Below are 24,484 nucleotides of genomic sequence, written 5' to 3'. Positions count from 1 at the left end.
AGAAGATCAAGTCAGGAGTTCAGCCACATGGCCGAAACAGCCGCTACCCCCCAGACCGTTCCCGCGACCGAAACCCGTGACCTGGAGAGCTTTTCCAGCCTGTTGCGCAAGAGCTTCAAGCCGCGCAACGACAGTGCTGCGACCGAGGTCGAGAATGCCGTCAACACCCTGGTCCGCCAGGCACTCGAAGATACCTCGCTGGTCAAGGAAGACGTCCTTGATACCATCGACTCGATGATCGCCAAGCTCGACGAGCAACTGTCGATCCAGCTCAACGAAGTCATCCATGCGCCCGAATTCCAGAAATTGGAGAGTGCCTGGCGCGGCCTCAATTATCTCGTCTTCAATTCCGAAACCGACACTACGCTGAAGATCCGCTTCATGAACGTGTCGAAGGAAGAGCTCTTCCGCGAGTTCAAGGTCTATCCCGGCGCTCGCTGGGACCAGAGCCCGATCTTCAAGAAGCTCTACGAAGCCGAGTATGGGCAACTGGGCGGTGACCCCTATGGCGCTCTGGTCGGCGACTATTACTTCGACCACTCGCCGCCCGACGTGCAGTTGCTGCGTGATATCAGCAAGGTCGCGGCCGCGGCGCATGCGCCCTTCTTCGCGGCGGCCAATCCGGCCTTGTTCGGCATGGACAGCTGGAACGAGCTCACCAATCCGCGCGACATCGGCAAGATCTTCGATACGCCCGATTACGCCGCTTTCCGCTCGCTGCGTGATCAGCCCGATTCACGCTATGTCGGCCTGTGCATGCCGCGCGTCCTGTCGCGCCAGCCCTATGGCGCCAAGTCGGAACCGGTGGAGGAGTTTGCCTTCGAGGAGGACACGGACGGCCATCAGGGTAGGAAATATGCCTGGATGAACGCGGCCTACGCCATGGCAGTCAATGTCAATCGCGCCTTCAAGGAATATGGCTGGACGGTGCGCATCCGTGGCGTCCAGTCAGGCGGCGAAGTCGTCAACCTCCCCACCCATACCTTCCCCACCGACGATGGCGGCATCGACCTCAAATGCCCCACCGAAATCGCCATCAGCGATCGGCGCGAGGCGGAATTGTCGAAGTCGGGCGTGCTGCCGTTGATCCATCGCAAGAACACCGACAAGGCTGCCTTCATCGGCGCTCAGTCGCTGTACAAGCCCAGGAAGATGGATACGGACGACGCGACGGCCTCCGAAAACCTCTCGGCCCGCCTGCCTTACATGTTCGCAGTCTCGCGCTTTGCGCATTATCTCAAATGCATGGTGCGGGACAAGATCGGCGCCACGATGGAGCAGGATCAGCTGCAGAAATGGCTGCAGACCTGGATCAATCGCTATGTCGACGGCGACCCCAAGAACTCGACCGAGGCGATCAAGGCCAAGAAACCGTTGGCTGCGGCCAAGGTCGAAGTGTTCCCCGACGAAGAGAACCCCGGCTACTATGCCGCCAGGTTCTATCTGAGGCCACACTACCAGCTGGAAGGAATGGATATCGGTATCAGTCTCGTCTCGAGACTGCCCAATAGCCAGAAGTAACACGACAATCCAAGCGGGCCTGCCTGAGCGCTCCGGCGAGCGAACGATCCCGCTTGGCCAATTCAATCCGACGGATGCCTTCGGAAAAAGGCACATCCGCTCACATCACAGGAGAGTAAAATGGCCCAATCAGACGCACTACTTCAGATCAACGGTATCGAGGGCGAAACCCAGCAGGACAGCCTCGACGGCTACATGGAGCTGCTGAGCTGGAGCATCGGGGGCTCGAACTCCTCGACCTTCGGCAGCGGCACCGGCGGCGGCAAGGGCAAGTCGGTCCTGCAGGACCTGCATTGCACCAAGGCGGCGGACAAGGCTTCCGCCAACATCTTCAAATATTGCGCCTTCGGCAATCACATCGACGAGGTCAAGCTCGTCGTGCGCAAGGCGGCGGGCGAAGACAAGCTCACTTACATCACCATCACCCTGAGCAACTGCTTCATCACCAGCTACCAGACGAGCGGTGGTTCCGATGGCGGCGCGATGGAGAGCTTCTCGATCACCTATGAGAAGATCAACCACGAATACCAGCCGCAGGACAAGTCGGGCGCCGCCGATGGCGGTTCGATCGAGTTCACCTACAACGTTGCCACGGGCAAGGATCAGTAATTCCTCGCCTTTCGGAGCCGGGCGACCGCACGAGCGTGATAGTCGCCCGGTCCCGGCAGGGGCTGATCCCTCGGCCGGTCGGACTTGGCACTGCAATTGCTAGTAGGACCTCATGGCGGTTTTCAGTGATGGCCGGGCGATCATCGGCGCTGAAAACACGATTGCGGTACCAATTCCTTGTATCGACGCGTCTTCGAGGTTCAGCTCAAGACGCTCCAGCATGTGGAAGATCCATTGAGCCGTTTCCGGGCCGTCAAGAGCGATCGTTTCGTGCCTCCCATCATGCACGCCTTTCGGGAGGCCTTCCGCCTGCGCGATGCCGCCAAGCCCATCGACAATCGCAACGATGCCGGCGAGCGGGTTATTGCCGGGCGGCGCACCTCGCCGCGTTCGGCCGTCGGCGAGACCGTGCTGCGTTCGGAATTGGGCGAGGACCTCGCCTCCCTGCTCAACACGGTCGAGCTGGCGGCGATCGAGGATCTCAACGGCTTCGACGCTGTGGCGGCCTCGATCCTCAATTTCGGCGTACCCGATCTGACCGCGATCGTCGCCAGTCCCGAGGCGGCACGGCGGGTAGCCCATCTGCTCAAGCAGAGGCTGGAGCTTTATGACTGTCGACTGGTCCCGGGCACAGTGACCATATCCGGCGAACCGCTCGACGATAGTGCTTCCGGCCAGCTGAGGTTCCATATCAGCGCCGAAATGGTGTCGACGCCCACCGATATCCCGATAGAGTTCGTGGCGGACGTCGAGGTTGAGAGCGGCAAGATCAGAGTCTTCAAATTGTGATGCCATGAACCGTGAATTTCTCGAGCTCTACAATCGTGAACTTGGTATTCTCAAGGAGGAAGCCAGGCAGTTCGCGGCCGAATTTCCGGGCGTGGCCGAGCGCCTGGGTGGGCTTTTGGAGAACAACACGGATCCGATGATTGCGGGGCTGCTCGAAGGCACCGCCTATCTGGCCTCCCGCGTGCAGCTCAAGCTCAAGCATGAATATGCCGAGTTTACCGACAATCTGCTCGACCAGCTCGTGCCCGATTATCTGGCGCCGGTGCCATCGGCCGCACTGCTGCGGGTAGAGCCGCCCTATGGCGACCCCAATCTCAAGGACGGCATGAAGATCGCCGCGGGCTCCTATGCCGATGCGCGCTTCGTCGAGCGCGAGCGCCGGATTGCCTGCAAATACCGTCTCGCCAGCGAGATCACCCTATGGCCGTTCGAGCTCGGCCAGGCCGAATTCCTGAGCGGGCCGGCGACGCTGCAGGCCCTCGGCATCGAGGCCGGCCCCGCCAGCCAGGCGGGCCTCAGGCTTTCCCTGCTGCGGCGCTCCGCCGCCGACCGCCTCACCGAGCCCGTCGACAAGCAGGTAGCACAGCGGCCCGATTGCTGGTTCGCCAATTGCCGGACCGATGAGCTGACCTTCCACATCATCGGCCAGGAAGGCGACGCCGTCAGGCTTTACGAGCAGCTCTTTGGTGCCACCACCGGCATTTACGTCCGCTATCTCGACGAGGCCGGCGATCCTGTCATCGTGCCGCTGCCCAAGAGCTGCCTGGCCCAGATCGGCTTTGCGCCGGACGAACCGCTGTTTCCGTCCGACCGGCGGGTGTTCAGGGGCTTCGATCTCCTGCGCGAATATTTCGTGCTGCCGGCGAAATTCCTCGGCTTCAAGCTCACCAATCTCAAACCTGTCCTGTCGGCGATCCGCACCAATCGCTGTGATATCGTCATCGCCTTCAGCCGGGGCGACAGCCGGTTGCAGTCCGTGGTGAGGGCCGACAGCTTCGCCCTCTACGCCGCCGCTGCTTCCAACCTTTTCGAGATGCAGCTGGCGCGAGTCCCCGTGAAGGACAATGAGCACGAATATCATGTCGTCACCGATCGCTCGCGTCACCTCGATTTCGAGGCCCACCGCCTGATCAGGATGCATGCCCATGTCACCGGCAGCGCCGACAAGATGGAAGTCTATCCGCTCTACGCCGCGCCGCCGCTTGGGGTCTCCGCCACCCAGACGATGTTCTATACCGTGCGGCGCCTGCCGCGCCGCCGCTCGCAGGAGGAGCGGCGCAATGCGCAGCCGACGCAATATGTCGGCAGCGACATGTTCGTCACGCTCACAAACCACCGCGACAGGCCGGATGGCCTCCATGTCGCCGAACTCAGCCTGCGGGCGCTGTGTTCCAACCGCCATCTCACCGAACATCTGCCGATCGGGCAGGGGGGCGCCGATTTCATTCTCGAAGACAAGACCACGCTAAGGGTGGACTGCGTGGTCGGGCCGACCCTGCCGCGCGATTCCATCGCCACCGATCCGGAGGCACGCAGCCAGCACGGGGCAGGGGGCACCTCGGCCTGGCGGCTGATCAGCATGCTGAGCCTCAATCATCTCGGATTGTCCGGCTACGGGACGCGGGATTCGGCAGCGTCGCTGCGCGAAATGCTCTCGCTTTTCGCCACGCGCGGCAGCGCAGCCATCGAACGACGCATCCAGGGCGTCATTGCCGTCGACAGCAGGCCGATCACCCGGCGTATCCGCCAACGCACCGGCGCGGGCGTTGTGCGCGGCCTCGAGGTCTCGGTGACGCTGGATGAAAAGCATTTCGAAGGCAGCGGCATCTTCCTCATCGGCGCCATCCTCGATCGTTTTCTCACCGAATTCGTCGGCCTGAACAACGTGGTCGAGACCGTGATCCGCTCGACCGAACGCGGCGAGATCATGCGCTGGCCGGCGCAGCTCGGGCGGCGGCAGCAGCTATGAGCACGCCTCCCGACCTTCCGCAGGAGCGTCCTCCCGAAAAGTCGATGGACTTTTCGGTCAAGAAAACGCTTCAAGACAACGAGTTGGATAAAAAGGGCGATTCCGATAAATCGCCCTTTGCCCAGGAGCAGGGAAGTCGTGATTTCCTTGACCTTCTGCGCCGCCTCGAACATCTGGCAGGCACCAAGCCGCGCATCGGCGAAAGCGCTTCCTCGGCCGAGGCCGTCGCCAGGCTGAGCCAGCAGCCCCATATCGATTTTTCCGACGGCAACGTCAGCCGCGTTGCCCCTTCGCAGCAAGGTCCTGCCGAGGTGGAGAGCCGCTTCCTTGGATTGCTGGGGCCGCAGGGCGCTCTACCGCTGCACACCAGCTATGAAGCGACGCACTGGGCCAATATGCGCGACGTGGCCTTCGCGCGTTTTCTCGACGTCTTCAACAACCGCTTCCAGCAATTGTTCTTCCGGGCCTGGGCCAATGCCCGGCCGGCAGTGCAGGCGGACCGGCCTGACGAAAACCAGTTCCTCACCTATCTCGGTGCCATGATCGGCATCGGCACGCCGGCCATGCGCGGGCGCGGCCAGCTCCATGATTTCTCCAAGCTGGCGCTGGCCGGCCTGATGGCACCGGCGATCAAGAGCGCCTCGCGCATCGAGGGCATGCTCGGCTGGCTGTTCGATGCCAAGGTCGAGGTGCAGGAATTCGTTGGGGTCTGGCTGCCGCTCGAGGCGCGCGAACAGGCCGTGCTGGCGGCGGGCAGCTGTGCGCTCGGCGTCGACAGTATCATCGGCCGCTCGGCCTACAGCCTCAAGGACAAGTTCCGCATCAGGCTGGAAGTCGCCAACCTCGACGAGCTGGAGACCTTCCTGCCCGATGGCCTTCATTTCGAGCCCCTGGCCGACATCATCCGCTTCTATCTCGGTGAGACCTTCATCTACGACGTCGAATTCGGCCTGGCGGAAAGCAAGACCAAACCCGCTCAGCTCGGCGGTTTCGGCCGTCTTGGATGGACCTGCTGGATGGGCAGGAAGGGCGCCACCGATCCCGCATCCGATCGCATGCGCTGGGACTGCCATTTCCATCCCGCCGAGATCCGCGCCGAGCGGCGTCGCAAACCGAAAAAAGGGTCGTAGCCATGGCCGATGTCAGCCTCGAAGTCCTCACCGGCAAGCTCAATCCGCTCGGCTATGAAAGCTTCATGCAGGCCTTCCGCCTGGCGCAGGGGGCGGGCAACCGCAATCTGGAGCTGGCGCATTGGCTGCAGGCGGTGCTGCAGGCCGACCGCAGCGACATCGCCCTGACGGTTGCCCATTTCAAGCTCGATGCCGGCCGGCTCTCGGCCGACCTCAGTGCCGTCACCGCCGGCTTTGCCATGAACAAGACCGAGCTGCCGGGCTTTTCCGACGACATTTTCGACGCACTCAGCCAGGGCTGGAACTATGCCACCCTGATGTTCGGCGAAACCCAGGTGCGCACCGGACATGTGCTCACCGCCATCCTGAAGGAACCGCGCCTGGCGCGCACGCTCAACGGCCTGTCCAAGCAGTTCCGCCTGATCGACGTGGAGCAGCTCACCAACGAGCATCGCAAGATCTGGCGGCAGTCGGCCGAAGAGAACATGCGCCCGATGGATGGTTCGGGTCCGGTTGCCAAGGGGACGGGCGGCGAGGCCGGTCCTGCCGCCAAGGGTACTTCTGCGCTCGATCGCTACGCCGTCGACCTCACCGAGCGTGCCGCCGGCGGCACGATGGATCCCATCGTCGGCCGCGACGAGGAGATCCGCCAGGTCGTCGATGTGCTGATGCGCCGGCGGCAGAACAATCCCATCCTCACTGGCGAAGCCGGTGTCGGCAAGACGGCGGTAGTCGAAGGCTTTGCCCAGCGCATCGCGGCCGGCGACGTACCGCCTCCGCTCAAGGGCAACAAGCTCTACGCACTTGATATCGGCCTGATGCAGGCCGGGGCCTCGATGAAGGGCGAGTTCGAGCAGCGCCTGCGCTCGGTGATCGACCAGGTCCAGGCCTCGGCGATACCGATCATCCTGTTCATCGACGAGGCGCATACGCTGATCGGCGCCGGCGGCGCGGCCGGCACGGGTGATGCCGCCAACCTGCTCAAGCCTGCGCTCGCCCGGGGCACCCTGAGAACGATCGCGGCGACGACCTGGTCGGAATACCGCCAGCACATCGAGAAGGATCCGGCGCTGACCCGCCGTTTTCAGCCGATCAATGTCGGCGAGCCCGGCATCGAGCAATGCTGCAACATGATGCGTGGCCTGCTGGCGCCGATGGAAAAGCACCACAACGTCCATATCTCGGAAGCCGCCGTAGTCGCGGCCGTCAAGCTGTCGAGCCGCTACATTCCCTCGCGCCAGCTGCCGGACAAGGCCGTCAGCCTGCTCGATACAGCTGCCGCGCGCGTGGCGGTGTCGCAGAACGCCACGCCAGCTGCTGTCGAGGATGTACGCGTCGCCATTGAGGCAAACGAGCGGGAGCTCAGGGCCCTGGAGCGCGAGCGCGATGTCGGCAACGCCGACGAGAAGCGCATCGGCGAGGTGACGGAGACCATCGCCGCCGCCAGGGACAAGCTGGCGGCGCTGGAGAAGGCCTGGGCCGAGGAGAAGGCCATTGTCGCCGAACTGATGTCTGCGCGCCGTGAAATTGCCGAGGGGGGCGAGGGTGCCGATGCCGCCCGCGAGAAGCTTACCGGCGTCATCGCTGACCTCGCCGCCATCGATCCCGAAAAACGCATGGTCTATCCCTATGTCGACGAGCAGCCCGTGGCCTCGGTGGTCTCGGACTGGACCGGCATTCCCGTCGGCCGCATGGTCAAGGACGAGGTCGAGACCATCCTCAATCTCGGCGACATCCTGGCCAGGCGCGTGGTCGGCCAGGACCACGGCCTGAAGATGATCGCCCGGCGCATCCAGACCAACCGCGCCAAGCTCGACAATCCCGACAAGCCCATCGGCGTCTTCATGCTTGCCGGCCCCTCCGGCGTCGGCAAGACCGAGACGGCGCTGGCGCTCGCCGAGGCGCTTTACGGCGGCGAGCAGAACATGATCACCATCAACATGTCGGAATTCCAGGAGGCGCATACGGTCTCCACCCTGAAGGGGGCTCCGCCCGGCTATGTCGGCTATGGCGAAGGCGGGCGGCTCACCGAGGCCGTGCGCCGCCGGCCCTATTCCGTTGTCTTGCTCGACGAGGTGGAAAAGGCCCATCCCGACGTGCATGAGATCTTCTTCCAGGTCTTCGACAAGGGTGTGATGGAGGACGGCTCGGGCCGGCGCATCGATTTCAGGAACACGCTGATCATCCTCACCACCAATGCCGGCACCGATATGATCATGGCGGCTGCGGCCCGTGGCGCCGAGAAGCCCGAGCCCGAGGCGCTCGCGGTCGACCTGAAGCCGCATCTCCTCGATGTCTTCCCGCCGGCCCTGCTCGGGCGCATCGTCACCATCCCCTATTACCCGCTGTCCGGCGACATGCTGGGTGCCATCGTGCGCCTGCAGCTCGATCGCATCGGCAAGCGCATCCGCGACAATCACGGCGCCAGGTTCAGCTATGACGATGCGGTGGTCGAGAAGATCGTCTCCCAGTGCAACGACCCCGATTCCGGCGGGCGCATGGTCGACAACATCGTCACCAACACGCTGTTGCCGGCGCTGTCCCAGCATATTCTCGGCAAGGCGATTGCTGGAACGCAGATCGAGGAGGCGAGGGTGGGGGTGGAGAGCGGGGAGTTCTCTTATGCAGTGCGTTAATCGGCGGATCTCCGCCACCTAAGAATCCTCAGCCAGACCAGAGATGCACCAGGCCGGTCGGGTACAGGCACCCGTCGAGAAGTCCAGGAGGAGGCGATGGCACTACAGTCGAAAAGCTTCGGCGGGGACAGCAGGCTTGAGGCGGCGGCGGTTTCCGATCCAGCTCATATCCTGCGCGGTGCGTCCGGCGAGCACGTGTCCAAGGTTCAGCGTGCCCTCATGCAGTTGTTCGATGAGGCAAATATCGAACGTGCCGAACTGAGTGATGCCAAATATGGCGAGACCACCGAGAAGACGGTGAAGGCCTACAAATCGCGCAAGGGCAAGGAAGTCATCAACCACACCTATCAACAAAGCCCGGATGCCATCGTTGGCAAGATGACGATGGCAAAGATCGACGGCGAACTCGTTGAAAAGGAAAAGGACGATCCGGACTATTTCTTCTTCAAGGACGACCAGAAGGCGTTGGTCAAGGACGATATTGCCCGAGCCAAGGTCATGGTAGCCAACGTGGTCGCGAGGCTTCGTCTGGTTGGCGGGATAGGCAAGGACGGTGGCTTGGTTATCATGCCGCGCAACTACCTTTACTATGAGACGAAATTAAAGATACTCAACGTCTTCCACATCAACTCTTTCCGGGAAGACGATTTGCCCGCGCCAGCGGATGTCGTGCAACGACTGACCCGGGAATTCTCGGGCTTCAAGGGGCTGCCTGAGCAGGCCGGCGATATCTCCGATCAGCTCAGTTTCTCCATCCTGTTGGAGAATTACGCCAACCTGCAGGCAAGCCTGGACCGCCCGTTCAGACGCGAATTCTACACGATGGGAACCTTTCGCGGTTCGCCCCTGAGCTTCTTTGCCGCCTTTGTCGATGCGCGCAATCCAAAGGACGAGACCGTCCGCTTCACACGCCACTATTTCGACGAGCAGATCATGCCAACGCAGGATGATAGGGCCGTGACCGTGGCTCACGAGCGCTGCCATACGATCTTTCGCGCAAACGGGCATCCAGGTACGGGGGACAATCCCTTCTGCGTGACGCCCCATCTGGGCGATCCAAATGTGACCTCCTCGGAGGAAGCCTTGATGAACCCCTATTGCTACGAATGGTTCATCGTCGCGATGCAACCCGCTTATCTGCCCAGGCAGAATCGAAACAACGGCTGTGGCACCTGATGGCCGCTTGGTACCGCCACAGTTCGACATGATGGCGATATGGCCTGGAATTCGTAAGGCGCCCTGCGCGACGCCGACCACACCGTCGCCATCCCTTATTAGCAGCATGTGCTGTTGGTGCCGTGGAGAGTAAGATCAGAAGTAGATAGATCTATTCAAGTGTTCATAGTTGAGATGGAAGTATTTTTTCAGTCCATCGAAGGTAGAGGGGGCGATGTGACACCAAAAGAATATCTGGATCGATACACCTATCTGAAGTTCTACAGCCCGCTCAACAATGAGCTGATCTCGGCTGGTATCAGCATGTACGGTTCGGGCTGGGACTTCCGAAACGGCAAGGCCGGCACCGGCCAGGTGATGCAGCGCGAGCATGCCGCCTTCACGGCGGCGCTCCGGATGGCCCACCATGGCAATGTCAACAAGCCGTGCGGGACCAAGTTCTTCTTCGACCAGCAGCCGCTCGGCCTGATCCAGCCGACCGAGGACTTCTACGCCACCACCTTCATCCAGGCGTTTGTCGGCAAGGGCAGCCCCGACGAGATCATCGACACGCTCCGCCTCGCTTATGCGATCGGCCGTATCGGCACTGGCAAGGATGTTGCGGGACAGCCCTGCGCCCGGGCGACGGCCCAGGCCTATGCGACGGATTTCATCACACTCGACTGCAATGGGCTGGTCGGCAACTATTATGGCGGCAGCCCCTCGGCCTCCATCGATGCCTATGCCTCGACCGCCCGGCGCCGGACCAGGATCGAGGATATCCAGCAGGGCGATGTGGTCGTCACCCATTGTGCTGCCTCACCCTATGAGCATATCGCCCTGATCGACTCCTGCACCGTCAGCGGTTCGACAGCGAACATCCAGCTGGTCGAATGGGGCTGGTATGGCGGCGAGGAAGTCCACTATTCGAAGGAGGCGAAGGCCTATTCCATCGTCCAGGGGCCGGAAAAGGCCTATGGCATCGGCTGGGCAGCCAGAAGCAACGTCAAGCCGGTTGATTCTTTCAGATACATCTTCAAGCGCCCGAATGATGAAGAGCCGCACGGATGGTCCTGATCTGCCATGTCGAACACCTGGATAGTGCTTGGAATTGTTCGGAAACATCGTCAAGCAGACAGCGAGAAGGAAAGCCATCATGGCTTTGACATCAGTTCGTTTCAAGAATGAACCCTCTCTGCAGCGCATCGAGGCCGGCAATGACGTTCTGCTGCGCGGCATGTCGGGCCGTCATGTCCATCTCCTGCAGATGGCCTTGATCGATCTCGGCTTCGCCATGCCGGTTTCGACCCAGAGCCAGGACTACAGCCCTGATGGCGTCTACGGCATCGAGACGGAGACGGTGGTGAAGGCGTTCCAGCGGCGCAACCCCCCTCTCGCTGACGATGGCAAGCTGGGGCAGGCGACGATCCGGGAGATCGACAAGCAGATCGGCGACTTCAAGCATCGCGTGCGGGTGCATTTCCGCTCGTTGGCCCTGAGCGACGTGCCGTTCGAGCGCATCCTGTCGAGCGCCCAGGCCGTCTATGCCCAATATGGCATCGAGATCTTCTTCGCTTCCGGCGAGTCGCTCGGCCTGACGCCGGAGGAAGAAAACCGCTTCAACGTGGTGGGCCAGAACTGTATCTGGCAGATGGATTCGGGTGAGTTCGCGGAACTTCACGGGCTCGGAACCCCCGTCCCCAACAATGATGTGAAGCTGTTCTTCGTCAACCGGTTCCAGGAGAACAACGTATTGGGCTGCGGCGGCCATGCCACCGGCAAGCCGGCCTGCGCCGTCACGCATGATTGCTCGCGTTGGGATCCGGCGCACGAGATCGGGCATGTGATGCTGACGAGTTCCTTCGCGCCGGTGCATTCGGGCAGTACGCGCAACCTGATGTTCGCTACATCGAGCAACGGGGCGACGCCATTGGCGCTGACCGAAAAACAGCTGAAGCAAATCCGCAGCTCGCCGGTCTGCCGCGCGGTGTGATGCGAGCGGGGCCGAGCGGCATCGAGCCACCAAGAAGCTGACTTTTGGACAAGGATGGCCGCGCTCCCAGGCGTAATTCAGGAAGACGTCGGCTCGCGTTGCAGCAAGCGAGTGAGGCGTTCCTCGGCAAGAATCAGCCGCCTTACCTGGTCGCGCATCACCACGAGCGCGACTGAGGGCAGTTCGACAATGAGATTGAGGAAGATGTCCTTTTCGATCTTCAGGGCCGTGATTTCGGTGGCCGCCACGATGGTGGCCGAACGAGGCGCGCCGCTGATCAGACCCATCTCGCCGATGATGGAATGGCGCTCGGTACTGGAAAGGTGGAGCCTTTCGTCCGCCAGTTCCATGAAGGCATCGGCGGTTCCCGAGAGGATGATATAGGCCGCATCGGCGATGTCTCCCTGACGGAACAGGACCTGGTCCTTTTCGAAAGAGATGCGTTCGCAGGTGAAGGCGATCAGCTTCAGGCGCGGCGTGTCGAGAGCCGCGAACATCGGCACGTCGCGCAGGGCCTGGATCTCGGCCAGTTCCTCGGTCGGCGTCTCCGGTCCTGCTTCCTCGACGGTCGAAGGCGCGGAGGGTTTCGACACCGATTCAATGCGGTTGCCGCGGGTGGTGACCACGATATCGAACGAGTCGCGCACCGTGGTATCGCGCATGGCGACGATGAGCGTGCGGCCCGCCATGCGCCGCTTCGCCACCTCCAGGATGGTGGCGCGCTCGCCCTCGGGAAACATCAGGTCGAGCTGGTCGAGGATGAGAATTTTCGGGCGCTTGATGAGGCAGCGGGCCAGGGCCAGGGCACATCGATGGGTCGCCGACAGCAAGCGCCCGCCCGGACCGGCCTTCTGGTCGAGGCCGAGTTGATAGATGACCGGCTCGAGACCGCAATCATGTACGACCTTGCGCAACGTGACCATGACCCGTTCCTCGGCGTGTGCCATGGCATGGTCGATACGCCCGAACAGGAGGTTGTCGCGTAGCGGCGCGGCGGGACACAGCCGGTCGGGAGCATGGAATTCCAGCATCCGGGCGAACCGGGCGGGATCGAGCGCCATGATCCGTCCGCGGGCTCGCACGATCTCCTCGGCGAGCGCGCCCGTCAGCAGCCCAAGCCGATGGCGGGTCTCGACATAGTGGAGTGCCAGCAGGAGCAGGGATCGGCGTTCCGGATGAGCGAGTGCGCCGGTACCGCGGGTACCGGCGCGGGAAGCAATCTCGGCAAAACGCGGCAGGTCGCTCGAGGAGATGAAGGAGAAACGCTCGAACACGGCGTGATCGCTGGAGATCTGCGAGAAGATCTCCACCATGGTTGCGGCGACCTTCAGTCCCAAGGCGATGAGACTGTCGTCGAGCCTTCCTTCAGCGAGCAACGCGGCAATTTCCGTATCCTCGATCAGTGTCTCGATGGCACCCTCGGCGACCGGGACGCCGAAGAACAGATTCTCGCCGATGGTGGCGTAGCGGTTGAAGCGGGCTGGATCGAAAGGCTCGATCAGGTCTGCCAGATGGGTTTCCTCGAGTTCCTGGACGAGACGTCGGCGGCAGTCGATGAGGCGTTGGGCGAGATCGCTATCGGGTTCGGCGTCGAATTTCCGCGAGAGCCCGAAGCCGTAGATGGCGTCCGCCAGGCCGATCTCGCGCAGCAGGGTGACGATCATGTCGTCGAGTTCCCCGGCATTGGCGGCACCGGCCCTGCGCAAATCGATGGTTGGGGCTGCAGTTTCCGCTTCCCCATGGGTGCCAGGTCCGTGGCCGGGGAGATGGCTTCCTGGATCGGCCAGCGGCGGATCTTGCTTCACGGGCGGACTGCGCAGGCTGTAGACGATGTTCTCGCGAAGCGAACGGCCGAAAACGGCGCAGTCGGGGCCGAGATATCCAAGGCTCTCCCCGATCCAGCCCGGAGAGAAGGCAGCGAGATCCTGCCCGGCAAGGCGTACCCTGCCGTCGAATTCCGTCAGGCGCCGTGCGAGAAGCTGGGCCAGGGTGACGAAGCCTTCGCCTCGTGATCCGGTCAGCAGGACATGCGCACCCAGCGGCAAGACCAGATTGGCATTGTCGAGCAGGACGTCGCCGCTCGGCGCGCGTACTCTCAGTGCTTCGATCGCGATGGTGCTGCCGGCAGCCAGGTCCGGTGCCTCGCCGGCGAACTCGGGCAATTCGGCCAGGGAGAACTGTTCCAGAATCTGCTCATATTTGACTTCGACATCCTGGCGCTGCTGGTCCCAGTCGATCAGTTCCTTGATGGGCGGCGGCAGGTCGCGATAGGCGGCGATCACCGCCACGAGCTGGCCGATGTCGAGGGAGCCGCGCAGGGCGAAATACCCTCCCAGCGCGTAGAACAGGAAGGGAGTCACCTGCGCCAGCACGGAATTGATGAATTTCACCATGAACTTCCGGCCGTAGAGCCGATAACGGATCCAGAACAGTTCATCGAGCAGGCCGGAGATCTTCTGCCGTTCATAGGCAGCCGTGCCGTGATTGCTGACCTCTCCTATGCCGTCGACGATCTCGCCGATATGGCCGGCAAGCGAGCGCGAACGTGCCTGGCGCTGGCGGCCGAGCCTGAGCTGCTCGCGCCGCAGACGCGGGATGACCGCACCCTGCACCAGCACCATCGCAGCAGCCAGGAGGCCGAGAAGGGGGCTTTGCAAAAGGATGAAGCCGAGGGCGGTGAGCGCCTGGCTGCCGAGGAAGGCAGGCTGGATATAGGCATCGCCGACGAAGCCGCCGATGGGCTCGACCTCGTCGCGGATGATGGTGGCCACTTCGGCCGAGCGGACATTGCGCACCGCCTCCGGCCGGAAGCGCAGCAGCAGGTTGAAGAGATCGAGACGCAGGCGGCGCAGCAGGTCCTCGCCGAGCTTGCCCTTCTGCATGTTGATGACATAGCGAAAGGCACCGTTGATCAGCACCAGCAGCATGAACACGCAACTCAGCACCATCAGATAGGCGATGCGGGAGAACGTCATGCCGGGATAGTGCAGGGTGCCGCCTCCCAGGAAGGCCGGTAGGGCCAGGTTGAAGGCGAAAAGTGGAGCCTCGGTGACGCCATGCTGGAAAGCGCGTCCCTGGATGGCGTCGTTGACGATGCTGCGTGGCAGGTCGAGCGACAGAAAGTAGAAGGGCAGGGACGCGAGCACGATGATGAGAATGACGATCTGCTGCCGACGGCTGTTCTGCCAGATGTAGGAAAACAGGGGTGGCAGCCCTTTGCCGGCCGCTGCCGGTTCGGAAGATTTTCGGGCCGACCCGCCAGACGATGTGGTCGCCATGAATACTCGCTTCACCGGGAACCTCGTACCGACAGCACCCACAATTCGATCGACGCTTTTCAAGTGTCGTCCGAAGTCAAAAATGCAAGTAAGCAAATGATTATATTGAATTTATCTTATGCGTTGGGGCATTTCAAATTTCTAGCGGGCCTATCGGCAATTGTATCTGCCTCTTCCGAAGGAAGCAGGAATCAACGCTCGAACTCTGCCGCTTGGTCCCGTCCGCTCCCTCGGATCGAACTTCCCATGCCATGACCGGACGATCGTCGGACAGGTTGGTGCCCGGCGATTGCAAGCTGTGACAAATACGAAGCCTGCTGTGCAGGTATGGGCTGCCCAAGATCGAAAAAAGTGAGTAAAATCCTGCCTTTGGAGCAGGAAGATGGGTTGTCTTCCGCTGACGACGTCCGATCCATCGGAGCCGAGGCCGGGCTTGCGGCCGAAGGCAGGGTGGGGCGCTCGTTTCACCTGCGGCGGGTCGTTCCATGGCGTGTACGGGTTGCGGTCTGGAACTGGCATCGGACTTTGCGTTTTGTCCGCATTGCGGGCGGGCGCAGCCAATACCCTGTGCGAATTGCGGTTTTGCCTGCGAGCCGGGTTTTGCCTTTTGCCCGCGCTGCGGGACGGCGCGCGGGTCCGGCATGCCTGCCGCCGACATTGCACCCGTGCCCGTTGTCGATGCGGTCGTATCGACCGGGATACCCGATCGTCCCGAGGCGGACCGGCGGCAGGTGACGGTGCTTTTCGCCGACGTCTCCAGTTTTACCGCCCTTGCGGAGCGGCTCGATCCGGAGGACGTCCGGGCCTTCCAGAACGCCCTGTTCGAAACGCTGGCGAATGTGGTGGCGCATTATCAGGGCTTCGTGGAGAAGTTCGTCGGCGATGCGGTGCTGGCCGTGTTCGGCGCGCCCCTGGCCCATGAGGACGACCCGGAGCGGGCTCTCGACGCAGCGCTGGACATGACCGTCGAGGCGGCTCGGCTCGACGAATGCTGGGCCGGGCGCCTCGGCCAGCCGGTGAGCCTCCATATCGGCATCCATACCGGTCTCGTCGTGGCCGGTCATCTCGGCCAGGCCGCCGGGGCCAGCTATGTGGTGACCGGCGATACGGTCAATACGACGGCCCGCCTGCTGGCGGCGGCTTCGGGCACCATCCTGGTCTCCGAGGCAACCCAGGCGCTGACCCAGCACCGTTTCGGCTTCGAGCCCGTGCCCGGCCTCACCTTGCGCGGGAAGGCGACGCCGGTGGCGGCCTTTCGGTTGACCGGGCGGTTGGCTGCGCCGGCTTCAGGACGAGGGCTGGCCGGACACGGGCTGGAAAGCCGGATGGTCGGCCGCGACGAGGAACTGGCACGGCTCGTCGCGCTCTTCGACCAGATGCAGGCCGGCTCGGCCCAGGTCGTCAATCTCGTGGGGGAGGCCGGCTCCGGCAAGTCGAGGCTGATCGCCGAATTCCTCGCCACGCTTGAAGCGCAAGGAAAGCTTGCCGGCGGCGCTATCCGCCGTGCCGCCTGCTCCTCCCTCGGCGAGCCCGCCTATGGCGTCTTCTCTGCCTTGTTCCGCGAAGCCTATCGCGTGCACCGGGACGATACGCTCGAGGTCGCGGGCCGGAAACTGGCCGCAGGCCTCGTCGCGCTCGGCGCCGAAGCCGACATGGCGGAGGCCGTAGCGCCAGTCCTGAACTACATGCTGGGCGTGGAGGGCGAACCGCCGGGCGACCTCTCACCGGAACAGGTGAAACGCCAGATTGCGGCTGCCGCCCGCATGCTGATCGACCGGCGCTTGGATCAGGGGTATCTTCTCATCGTCGTCGAAGACCGCCATTGGGCTGACGCGGCCTCGGTGGACCTCCTGTGTGACGTGGCCGATCATCTCGCCGACAGGCGCTTGATGATCGTGCTGTCGCATCGCCCTGGTGGGCCGTCCTTGCGCCTCGCGCGGGCCTCGCAGTCGAGCCTTCACCTCGGCCCGCTCTCCGCGGATGAGACGCGGACCTTCGTCGGCGCGCTTTTCGGTGAGGCCGATGGCGATGCGCTCGAGGATATCCGGGCCTTCGTCGCCCGGCGGGCGGGCGGCAACCCTCTCTTCGTGGAAGAGATCGTTCGCAGCCTCGTGGCCAGGGGGATCCTCAAAAGGGAGGGCGATCGCTGGATCCGCGCGGCTCCGTTCGACGCCGAGGAGGTGCCGCCGACCTTGCAGGGGCTGCTGCTCTCGCGCGTCGACGGCCTGGCCGCCGGAGAGCGGCGCGTGCTGTATGCGGCGGCCGTGCTCGGCATGGCGTTCGAACAAGCCCTTCTCAGCGATGTCGCACCGGAACCGACCGCCGTCGGCGCTGCACTCCAGCGCCTGGCCGAGGCCGGTCTCGTCTGCCGGCTCGGCGGTGAGGGCGGGAGCCATCGCTTCACCCATGCGCTTATTCACGAAGCCGTCTATCACAATCTGCTCCTCTCCCGCCGCACAGAGCTGCATGAGCGGGCGGGTCGAGCGCTCGAGCATGCCGTGGGCAGTCGCCCCGAAAGACTGAGCGATCTCGAAGCGTTGGGGCATCACTGGAGCCTGAGCTTCGACAAGGCCAAGGGTGCGCGCTATCTCATGGCGGCCGGCGACAGGGCCCGCGCTGCCTACGCCAACGAGGATTCGATCCGGCACTATGAGCAGGCCCTTCGCACATTGGCCGATTGCCGCGGCAGCGAGAGCGATATCCGTTCCACGCGGGAACGGCTGGCAGATCTCCTGGCATTGACAGAGCGGCGAACCGAAGCAGCGGGTCACTATGAGGCGGTGCGCCAGGCACTCGAAGCCGCAGGCGACCAGGCGGGCGCGGCCCGGCTCCAGCGCAAGATCGGCGGCCTGCATTGGGAGGCGGGCGATCGCGAGGGCGCCAGGGCCTGTTTCATGCGGGGCCTTGCGCTGCTCGGCGAGGAGGGTTACCTGCCCGAGCGTGCGCAGCTGTTCCAGGAGGTCGGCCGGCTGGCCTTCCGTGCCGGCGACAATGAAGGAGCGATCGACTGGGCGGAGCGGGCGCTGGCCGAGGCGGATCGGGATGCCGATTCCGATCTCGAACCGGATCGTATGCGTGAACTCGCGGTGATACGCGCCCAGGCCTACAACACGATGGGCGTGGCGCTGGCACGCACCGGCCGCTCGGCGGCCGCCGTGGAGCAGATCGAGCGTAGCGTCCGGCTGGCCGAGGATCATCATCTGTTGCAGGCCGCCTGCCGCGGCTACACTAATCTCGGCGTGCTCTACAGCACCTTCGATCCCGAACGCAGCATCGCGACGTGCCTGCGTGGATTGGAAACCGCCAAGAAGGTGGGAGACCTGGGTTTCCAGTCCCGGATCTATGCCAATCTCGCCGTCGCCTATTGCGCCCTGACGGATCGGTGCGAGGCGGAGGGCGTCAAGGCGGCGCAAATGGCGGTCGAGCTCGACCGTCGGCTGGGCCTGCTCGACCATCTGGCGGCGCCGCTGATCATTCTTGGCCAGATCTATCAGTGCCGGGGCGAGCATGCGCTCGCCTTCGCATCCTATGAGGAGGCCCTGCGCCTGGCCGAGCAGATGGGCGAGCCGCAATTCCTGTTTCCCTGCTACGACGGTCTGGGCACGCTTCATCTGGATGCTGGGAACCAGGACCAGGCAGCGCTATACTTGGCCAAGTCTGAGGAGGTCTGTCAGCGTGCCGGCCTCGAACCGGATGCCCTGATGGTTCTGCCGTTTCTGTGCTAAAGTGTTTTCCAGAAAAGTTGACAGACTTTTCGATTGAGAAAGCGCGTCAAAACAAAGAGTTAAAGCGAGAGTGCGATTTGGAGAAATCGCACTTTGCTCTAGCTCGATTGCCTGTCGTTGCATCGTTTCGGCCGAAAGCCGGTATCTCATTTTTCAACGCGATATTTTGGCTTGAGCGTTCTGCGACTTGATCGAGACCCCTTGAATCTGAAGCGCCTCGAAGCGAGGAGCAAAAAGCCAAAAACCATTTCACGACAACGCGTTCCGCATCGAGATGAAAGGGGTTTCGCATGAACATGCAGCCGATACAGGTGCCGGTCGCCCCGGGCGAATTTGCGCCGGATTTCTCGCTGCCCGCCCTCGACGGGTCGGGCACGGTGTCGCTGGCCGATTATCGCGGCAAGAGCTCGCTCTTCCTTGCCCTGTTCGTCGGGCTCTGGTGTCCATTCTGCCGCAGATCGATCGCCCAGATGGCCGCTGCCGGCCCGCAATTGCAGGCACTGGGGGTCGAGACGCTCGGTATCGTCGCCACCGACCTTGAAAATGCACGTCTCTATTTCAAGTTTCGCCCGAGCCGCCTGCGCATCGCCACCGATCCGGAGCTTTCGACGCATCGGGCCTATGGCGTCCCCAAGCCGATGCCGACGCCCGATTTGATGGCTGCCTTGGCGGAGATCCGCGTCAACCCCACCGGCGATCTGCCCGAACCCCTGCCAGTGCGGCAAGCCGCCGATGCGCTGGCTCGCCTCGACGGCTATGTCGAGAACCCGACCGACCATGCCGACATGGAACGGCAATGGCCTCAGCTCAAGGGCCAGTTTCTCATCGACAGCGACGGGCTCGTGCGCTGGACCCATATCGAATGCAGCGAGGGCCTGGCTGGGATTGGGAAGTTCCCGTCCACCCAGGAGATCGTCGCAGCGGCCAAGACCTTGCTCGGGCATGGGGCCGGCAGGCCCCACTGATTGCCCGGGGCGAGGCCGGCTCCGGTACGCGTCCTGAGCCGGCCTTCACTTCCGGCCGACCAGATGGGGGCCGGTGTTGGTGTCCACCACTTCCGGCCTCCGACTGTCGATGGCGCCGTCCCATCCTCCGCCCAACGCCTTGGCCAGGGCGATATAATATTTGGTGATCGCCACCTGGCTCTGGAGCTGAGAGTCCTGCGCCGAATAGAGCGAGCGATCGGCCGTGAGCACGTCGAGGAAGCTCTGCGAACCGACCTGGTAGAGCGTGTGGGAGAGCCTGGCCGCTTGCTGGTAGCCCTTCACCGCCTGGCCGAGTTGCTGGGCGTTGCGGCGCTGGGTCGCAAGATTGACGAGCGCGTCCTCGACGTCCCGCAGGGCCGTCAGCACCGCAGAGCGCAGGGCGATGAAATACTGGTCGCGTTGGGCCTGCGCGACCTCGACGGCCGCGCGCAACTGGCCGCCCTGGAAGATCGGGACGGTCAAGGTCGGCCCGAACGACCAGCTGATCGAGGAGGTCTTGGCGAGGTCGCCGATCTTGGTGCCCGAGGTCGAGAGCGAGCCCGTCAGGCTGACGCTGGGATAGAGTGCGGCCTCGGCCTGACCGACCTTCGCCGTATATTGGGCGAGCTGGCGTTCGGCGGTGCGGATGTCGGGCCGGGAGGAGAGGATGTCGGCGGGAATGCCGGTGGGCAGGGCCCGTCCCGGCATCGGGATGGGTGCGGTCCGCTTGAGGCGTTCCGCCAGCGCCGACGGCTCGCGGCCGAGCAGGACGCTGAGCTGGTGCACGTCCTGGGCGAAGGATTGCTCGTAGATGGGAATGTTGGCGGCCGTAGACGCAGCCTCGGCCTCGGCATTGGCGGTATCGACCGCCGAAGCCGAGCCGGCCTGGAGCTTGGTGCGGGTCAGCGCGGCGGTCTCGCGCTGCGAGGCCGCTGTGCGCCGGGCCAGCGCGATGCGGGCCTGGTAACCTCGCGCATCGACATAGGCTGTCGCGACATCGCCGACGAGCGTGACCAGCGTGGCCCTGAGATCGGCTTCGGCCGCGTCGACACCATAGGTTGCCGCCTCGACATTGCGATGGTTGACGCCGAACAGATCGAGTTCCCAGCTGGCGTCGAGGCCTGCGCTGAAGGCATTGGAGGTGCTGCTGCCGCCCGCGCTGCTTGTCGACGTGCCGCCAACCCGGCTACGCGAGGCATCGCCCGAACCGCTCAACGTGGGATAGAGACCCCCGATCGCCTCACGCCGGCTGGCGCGCGCCTCGCGGATCTTGGCCTTGGCCGTGGCCACGTCGAGATTGCCGGCGACCGCCTCCTCGATCAGGCCGTTGAGGATGGGGTCATTGAGGTGTCGCCACCATTGCGAGAGCTCGGGCTTGCGCCGCTGCTGGCTTGCGTCGGCGCCGCTCCAGCGCGACGGCATGGTGAGGCCGGGGGCCTTGTAATCAGGTCCGACCATGGCGCAACCGGAGAGCACGATGGTGGCGGCAAGCAGTGTGGCGATATGCAGGCAAGACCGGAGCGAACCCGGCTTGTCCGACGCCGATTGATTGAGGGACTGCATTCACATCGCTCCTGCGGCTGAATTGGAGTCGAGCTTTTCCTGGGTCTGCGAGGGACGGTGCGAGAAGAGGCGCCGGACCACGACGAACAGGAGCGGGATGAAGAAGACGCCGAGTACGGTGGCGGCGAGCATGCCGCCCATCACGCCGATGCCGATCGAATTCTGGCTGCCCGAGCCGGCGCCCGAGGCCACGGCAAGCGGCGTCACGCCGAGGATGAAGGCGAGGGACGTCATCAGGATCGGGCGCAGTCGTTGGCGCGAAGCATCCAGCGTCGCCTCGATCAGGTCCTTGCCGGCCTTTTGCTGCTCCATCGCGAATTCGACGATCAGGATGGCGTTCTTGGCCGCGAGTCCGATCGTGGTCAGCAGGCCGACCTTGAAATAGACGTCGTTGGACTGGCCGAACCAAGTGGCTGCCAGGACCGCGCCGACGATGCCGAGCGGCACGGAAAGCAGCACGGCAAAGGGGATCGACCAGCTCTCATAGAGAGCGGCGAGCGCCAGGAACACCACCAGCGCGGAGATGAGATAGAGCTGCGTCGCCTGGCTGCCCGACAGGCGCTCCTGTGCGGAGAGACCGGTCCATTGGTGACCATAGCCCGGCGGCAATTGCGCCACCATGGCATCGATCGCGTTCATGGCGTCGCCTGAACTGACCCCTGCGGCGGCCGCCCCCTGGATCTCGACGGCGGAGGCGCCGTTGTAGCGTTCGAGGCGCGGGGAGCCGTAGCTCCACTTGCCGGTGGCGAAGGCCGAGAAGGGCACCATCGCGCTATCGGTGTTGCGGACGAACCAGCGGCTGAGATCCTCGGGCTGCATGCGAAAATCCGCAGCCGACTGCAGATAGACCTTCTTGACCCGGCCGCGATCGATGAAGTCGTTGACATAGGTGCCGCCCCAGGCGGTGGACAGGGTGGCGGTGATGTCGGACAGGCTGAGGTCGAGGGCGCTGGCCTTCTCCTGGTCGATGGCGACCGAATATTGCGGCGTATCCTCCTGGCCATTGGGGCGTGTGCCGACCATGAGGGGGTTCTTGGCGGCCATGCCGAGCAGTTGGTTACGGGTCTGCATGAGCTTGTCGTGCCCGGCGCCGTTGAGGTCCTGGAGGAAGAAGTCGAAGCCGCCGGTGTTGCCGAAGCCGGTAACCGCCGGCGGCGTGAGGGCGAAGACATTGCCGTCGCGGATCTGCGCGAAGGCCTTCATGGCACGGCCGACGATCGCCTGCGCCTTGCCGTCGGGAGCCGTCCGTTCGCTGAAATCCTTCAGCGGGATGAAGGCGAGGCCGACATTCTGGCCCGCACCGCCGAAGCCGAACCCGACCACGGAAAAGACGCCCTCGACATAGGCCTTCTCGTCCTTGAGATAGTGGTTGGTAACCTGTGCCAGCACCTTTTCCGTCCGGTCCTGCGTCGCGCCGGGCGGCAGGGTCACGCTGGTGATCACCACGCCGGTATCCTCCTCCGGCAGGAAGGAACTGGGCAGGCGATCCAGCAGGAAGAACATGCCGCCGGCGATGGCCACGAAGACCGAGAGGAAACGCCAGGGCCGCGCGAGCACGCCGGCAACGCCGGAGCGATAGGCCGTCGCGCTACGGTCGAAGCCGCGGTTGAAAAGACCGAAGAAACCCTTCTGGGTGGCGTGGTCCTTGGGAGGCTTGAGGATGGTGGCGCAGAGCGCCGGGGTGAAGACCAGGGCCACCAGAACCGAGAGCACCATGGCCGAGACGATGGTCACCGAGAACTGGCGATAGATCACGCCCACCGAGCCCGAATAGAAGGCCATCGGCACGAAGACGGCGGAGAGCACCGTGGCGACGCCGATCAGGGCGCCCGTAATCTCGCCCATCGAGCGTAACGTCGCCTCGCGTGGTCCCAGGCCCTCCTCCTGCATGACCCGCTCGACATTCTCGACCACGACGATGGCGTCGTCGACGAGAAGGCCGATGGCGAGCACCATGGCGAACATCGTCAGCGTATTGATGGAATAGCCGAACAGAGCGAGGATGCCGAAGGTGCCGAGCAGTACGATCGGCACGGCGAGGGTGGGGATGATGGTGGCCCGGATGTTCTGCAGGAACAGCAGCATCACCAGGAAGACCAGGACGATGGCCTCCGCCAGCGTCTTGACCACATCCTCGATCGACAGGAGCACGAAGGGGGTGGTGTCATAGGGGTAGTAGACCTTGAGCCCCTCGGGGAAGGTCTGCGCCAGGCCGTTGATCGTCGCCTTGACGGCGTTCGAAGTGCTGATGGCGTTGGCACCCGTCGCCAGGCTGATCGCCAGGCCGGCGGAGGGCTTGCCGCTATATTTGGAGTTGCTGGTATAGCTTTCGGCACCCAGTTCGACGGTTGCGACGTCGTTGAGGCGCACGATCGAGCCCGAACTCGCGCTTTTGAGGATGATGTTCTCGAACTGCTTAGGGGTCTGCAGGCGGCTCTGGGCCGTCACGGTGACGTTGAGCTGCTGGCCCTTGCGCTGGGGATTGTCGCCGAGCTGGCCGGCGGCAACCTGGGTGTTCTGCGCCTCGATCGCCGAGGAGACGTCGCTCGGTATCAGCGCATATTTGGCGAGCTTGTCCGGGTCGAGCCAGATCCGCATGGCATAGCCGGCTCCGAACAGCTGGGTGGTGCCGACGCCCTCCACGCGCGACAGCGTGTCGTTGAGGCTGCTCTTGACGTAGTCGGCCACGTCGGTGGCGGTCATCTTGCCGTCGGTGGAGACGAAGGCGACGACCATCAGGAAGCCGGTGGAGGCCTTGGCCACGGTGATGCCCGTGTTCTGCACGGTTTGCGGCAACTGCGCCTCGACCAGCTGCAGCTTGTTCTGCACCTGCATCTGCGCCACGTCCGGATCGGCGGCGCTGGTGAAGGTCACGGTGATCGAGGCGCTGCCCGAGGAGGTCGAGGTCGAGGTGATGTAGTCGAGATTGTCGATGCCCGTGAGCCCCTGCTCGATGACCTTGGTCACCGAGTTCTCGACGGTCTGGGCGTCGGCGCCCGAATAGGTGGCGCTGATGGAGACCGAAGGCGGTGCGATCTGCGGGTATTGCTCGATCGGCAGGGTGGTGATGGTCAGGATGCCTGCGAGCATCACCGATATGACGATGACCCAGGCAAAGATCGGGCGGTTGATGAAGAAACGTGACATGGCG

At 63.5% G+C, this 24,484-nt stretch carries 14 protein-coding genes and 1 pseudogene; 12 read left to right on the top strand and 3 right to left on the bottom strand.

Features of this window, described 5'->3' with window-relative positions; genetic code table 11:
- Positions 1-27: 27 nt before the first annotated feature.
- The 9 genes from tssC to U1R88_RS16615 all read left to right on the top strand — a co-directional run bounded on the left by tssC (position 28) and on the right by U1R88_RS16615 (position 11,802).
- A complete protein-coding gene (gene tssC, locus U1R88_RS16655) occupies positions 28-1,521 on the top strand; it encodes a type VI secretion system contractile sheath large subunit (protein WP_322432234.1) in 1,494 nt (497 codons plus the stop codon).
- A gap of 120 nt (positions 1,522-1,641) precedes the next feature.
- Positions 1,642-2,130: an Hcp family type VI secretion system effector gene (locus U1R88_RS16650; RefSeq protein ID WP_322432233.1), complete on the top strand. Its 489-nt coding sequence runs from the start codon at positions 1,642-1,644 to the stop codon at positions 2,128-2,130.
- Between the two features lie 234 nt (positions 2,131-2,364).
- On the top strand, positions 2,365-2,919 hold the full coding sequence (locus U1R88_RS16645) for a type VI secretion system baseplate subunit TssE (RefSeq protein ID WP_322432232.1): 555 nt from the start codon (positions 2,365-2,367) through the stop codon (positions 2,917-2,919).
- 4 nt (positions 2,920-2,923) lie between these two features.
- On the top strand, positions 2,924-4,888 hold the full coding sequence (gene tssF / locus U1R88_RS16640; RefSeq protein WP_322432231.1) for a type VI secretion system baseplate subunit TssF: 1,965 nt from the start codon (positions 2,924-2,926) through the stop codon (positions 4,886-4,888).
- Complete coding sequence (gene tssG / locus U1R88_RS16635) at positions 4,885-6,018, top strand: type VI secretion system baseplate subunit TssG (RefSeq protein ID WP_322432230.1); 1,134 nt, start codon at positions 4,885-4,887, stop codon at positions 6,016-6,018. The genes tssF and tssG overlap by 4 nt, the downstream gene beginning before the upstream one ends.
- A gap of 2 nt (positions 6,019-6,020) precedes the next feature.
- The gene (tssH, locus tag U1R88_RS16630) at positions 6,021-8,654 is read left to right on the top strand and encodes a type VI secretion system ATPase TssH (RefSeq protein WP_322432229.1); all 2,634 of its coding nucleotides are present in this window, start codon (positions 6,021-6,023) and stop codon (positions 8,652-8,654) included.
- 96 nt (positions 8,655-8,750) lie between these two features.
- On the top strand, positions 8,751-9,830 hold the full coding sequence (locus U1R88_RS16625; protein ID WP_068284326.1) for a peptidoglycan-binding domain-containing protein: 1,080 nt from the start codon (positions 8,751-8,753) through the stop codon (positions 9,828-9,830).
- 216 nt (positions 9,831-10,046) lie between these two features.
- Positions 10,047-10,886, top strand: coding sequence for a hypothetical protein (locus U1R88_RS16620; protein ID WP_068284329.1), 840 nt, complete (start codon positions 10,047-10,049; stop codon positions 10,884-10,886).
- 79 nt (positions 10,887-10,965) lie between these two features.
- Positions 10,966-11,802 carry a peptidoglycan-binding domain-containing protein gene (locus tag U1R88_RS16615; protein WP_322432228.1) on the top strand — a complete coding sequence of 279 codons (837 nt, stop codon included), beginning with the start codon at positions 10,966-10,968 and terminating at the stop codon, positions 11,800-11,802.
- 77 nt (positions 11,803-11,879) lie between these two features.
- Here U1R88_RS16615 and U1R88_RS16610 read toward each other — a convergent pair whose 3' ends face one another.
- Positions 11,880-15,080, bottom strand: coding sequence for a cyclic nucleotide-binding domain-containing protein (locus U1R88_RS16610; RefSeq protein WP_322432227.1), 3,201 nt, complete (start codon positions 15,078-15,080; stop codon positions 11,880-11,882).
- 485 nt (positions 15,081-15,565) lie between these two features.
- Here U1R88_RS16610 and U1R88_RS35675 point away from each other — a divergent pair.
- The 3 genes and pseudogenes from U1R88_RS35675 to U1R88_RS16600 form a co-directional block, all read left to right on the top strand.
- Positions 15,566-15,691 (top strand): annotated as a pseudogene (locus tag U1R88_RS35675) (double zinc ribbon domain-containing protein); the annotation flags it as partial.
- 30 nt (positions 15,692-15,721) lie between these two features.
- Positions 15,722-18,805: an adenylate/guanylate cyclase domain-containing protein gene (locus tag U1R88_RS16605; protein ID WP_322432226.1), complete on the top strand. Its 3,084-nt coding sequence runs from the start codon at positions 15,722-15,724 to the stop codon at positions 18,803-18,805.
- A gap of 290 nt (positions 18,806-19,095) precedes the next feature.
- Positions 19,096-19,770, top strand: coding sequence for a peroxiredoxin family protein (locus tag U1R88_RS16600; RefSeq protein WP_322432225.1), 675 nt, complete (start codon positions 19,096-19,098; stop codon positions 19,768-19,770).
- Between the two features lie 45 nt (positions 19,771-19,815).
- Here U1R88_RS16600 and U1R88_RS16595 read toward each other — a convergent pair whose 3' ends face one another.
- Together U1R88_RS16595 and U1R88_RS16590 are read right to left on the bottom strand one after the other, a co-directional pair.
- Complete coding sequence (locus U1R88_RS16595) at positions 19,816-21,333, bottom strand: efflux transporter outer membrane subunit (protein WP_322432224.1); 1,518 nt, start codon at positions 21,331-21,333, stop codon at positions 19,816-19,818.
- Positions 21,334-24,480, bottom strand: coding sequence for an efflux RND transporter permease subunit (locus U1R88_RS16590; RefSeq protein WP_322432223.1), 3,147 nt, complete (start codon positions 24,478-24,480; stop codon positions 21,334-21,336).
- Between the last annotated feature and the right edge of the window lie 4 nt (positions 24,481-24,484).

Origin of the sequence: Labrys sedimenti, assembly GCF_034424805.1 — a bacterium.
Classification (GTDB): Bacteria; Pseudomonadota; Alphaproteobacteria; order Rhizobiales; family Labraceae; genus Labrys; species Labrys sedimenti.
The sequence above is the reverse complement of the archived record's forward strand: the minus strand, read 5'-3'. Positions and strand labels throughout refer to the sequence as shown.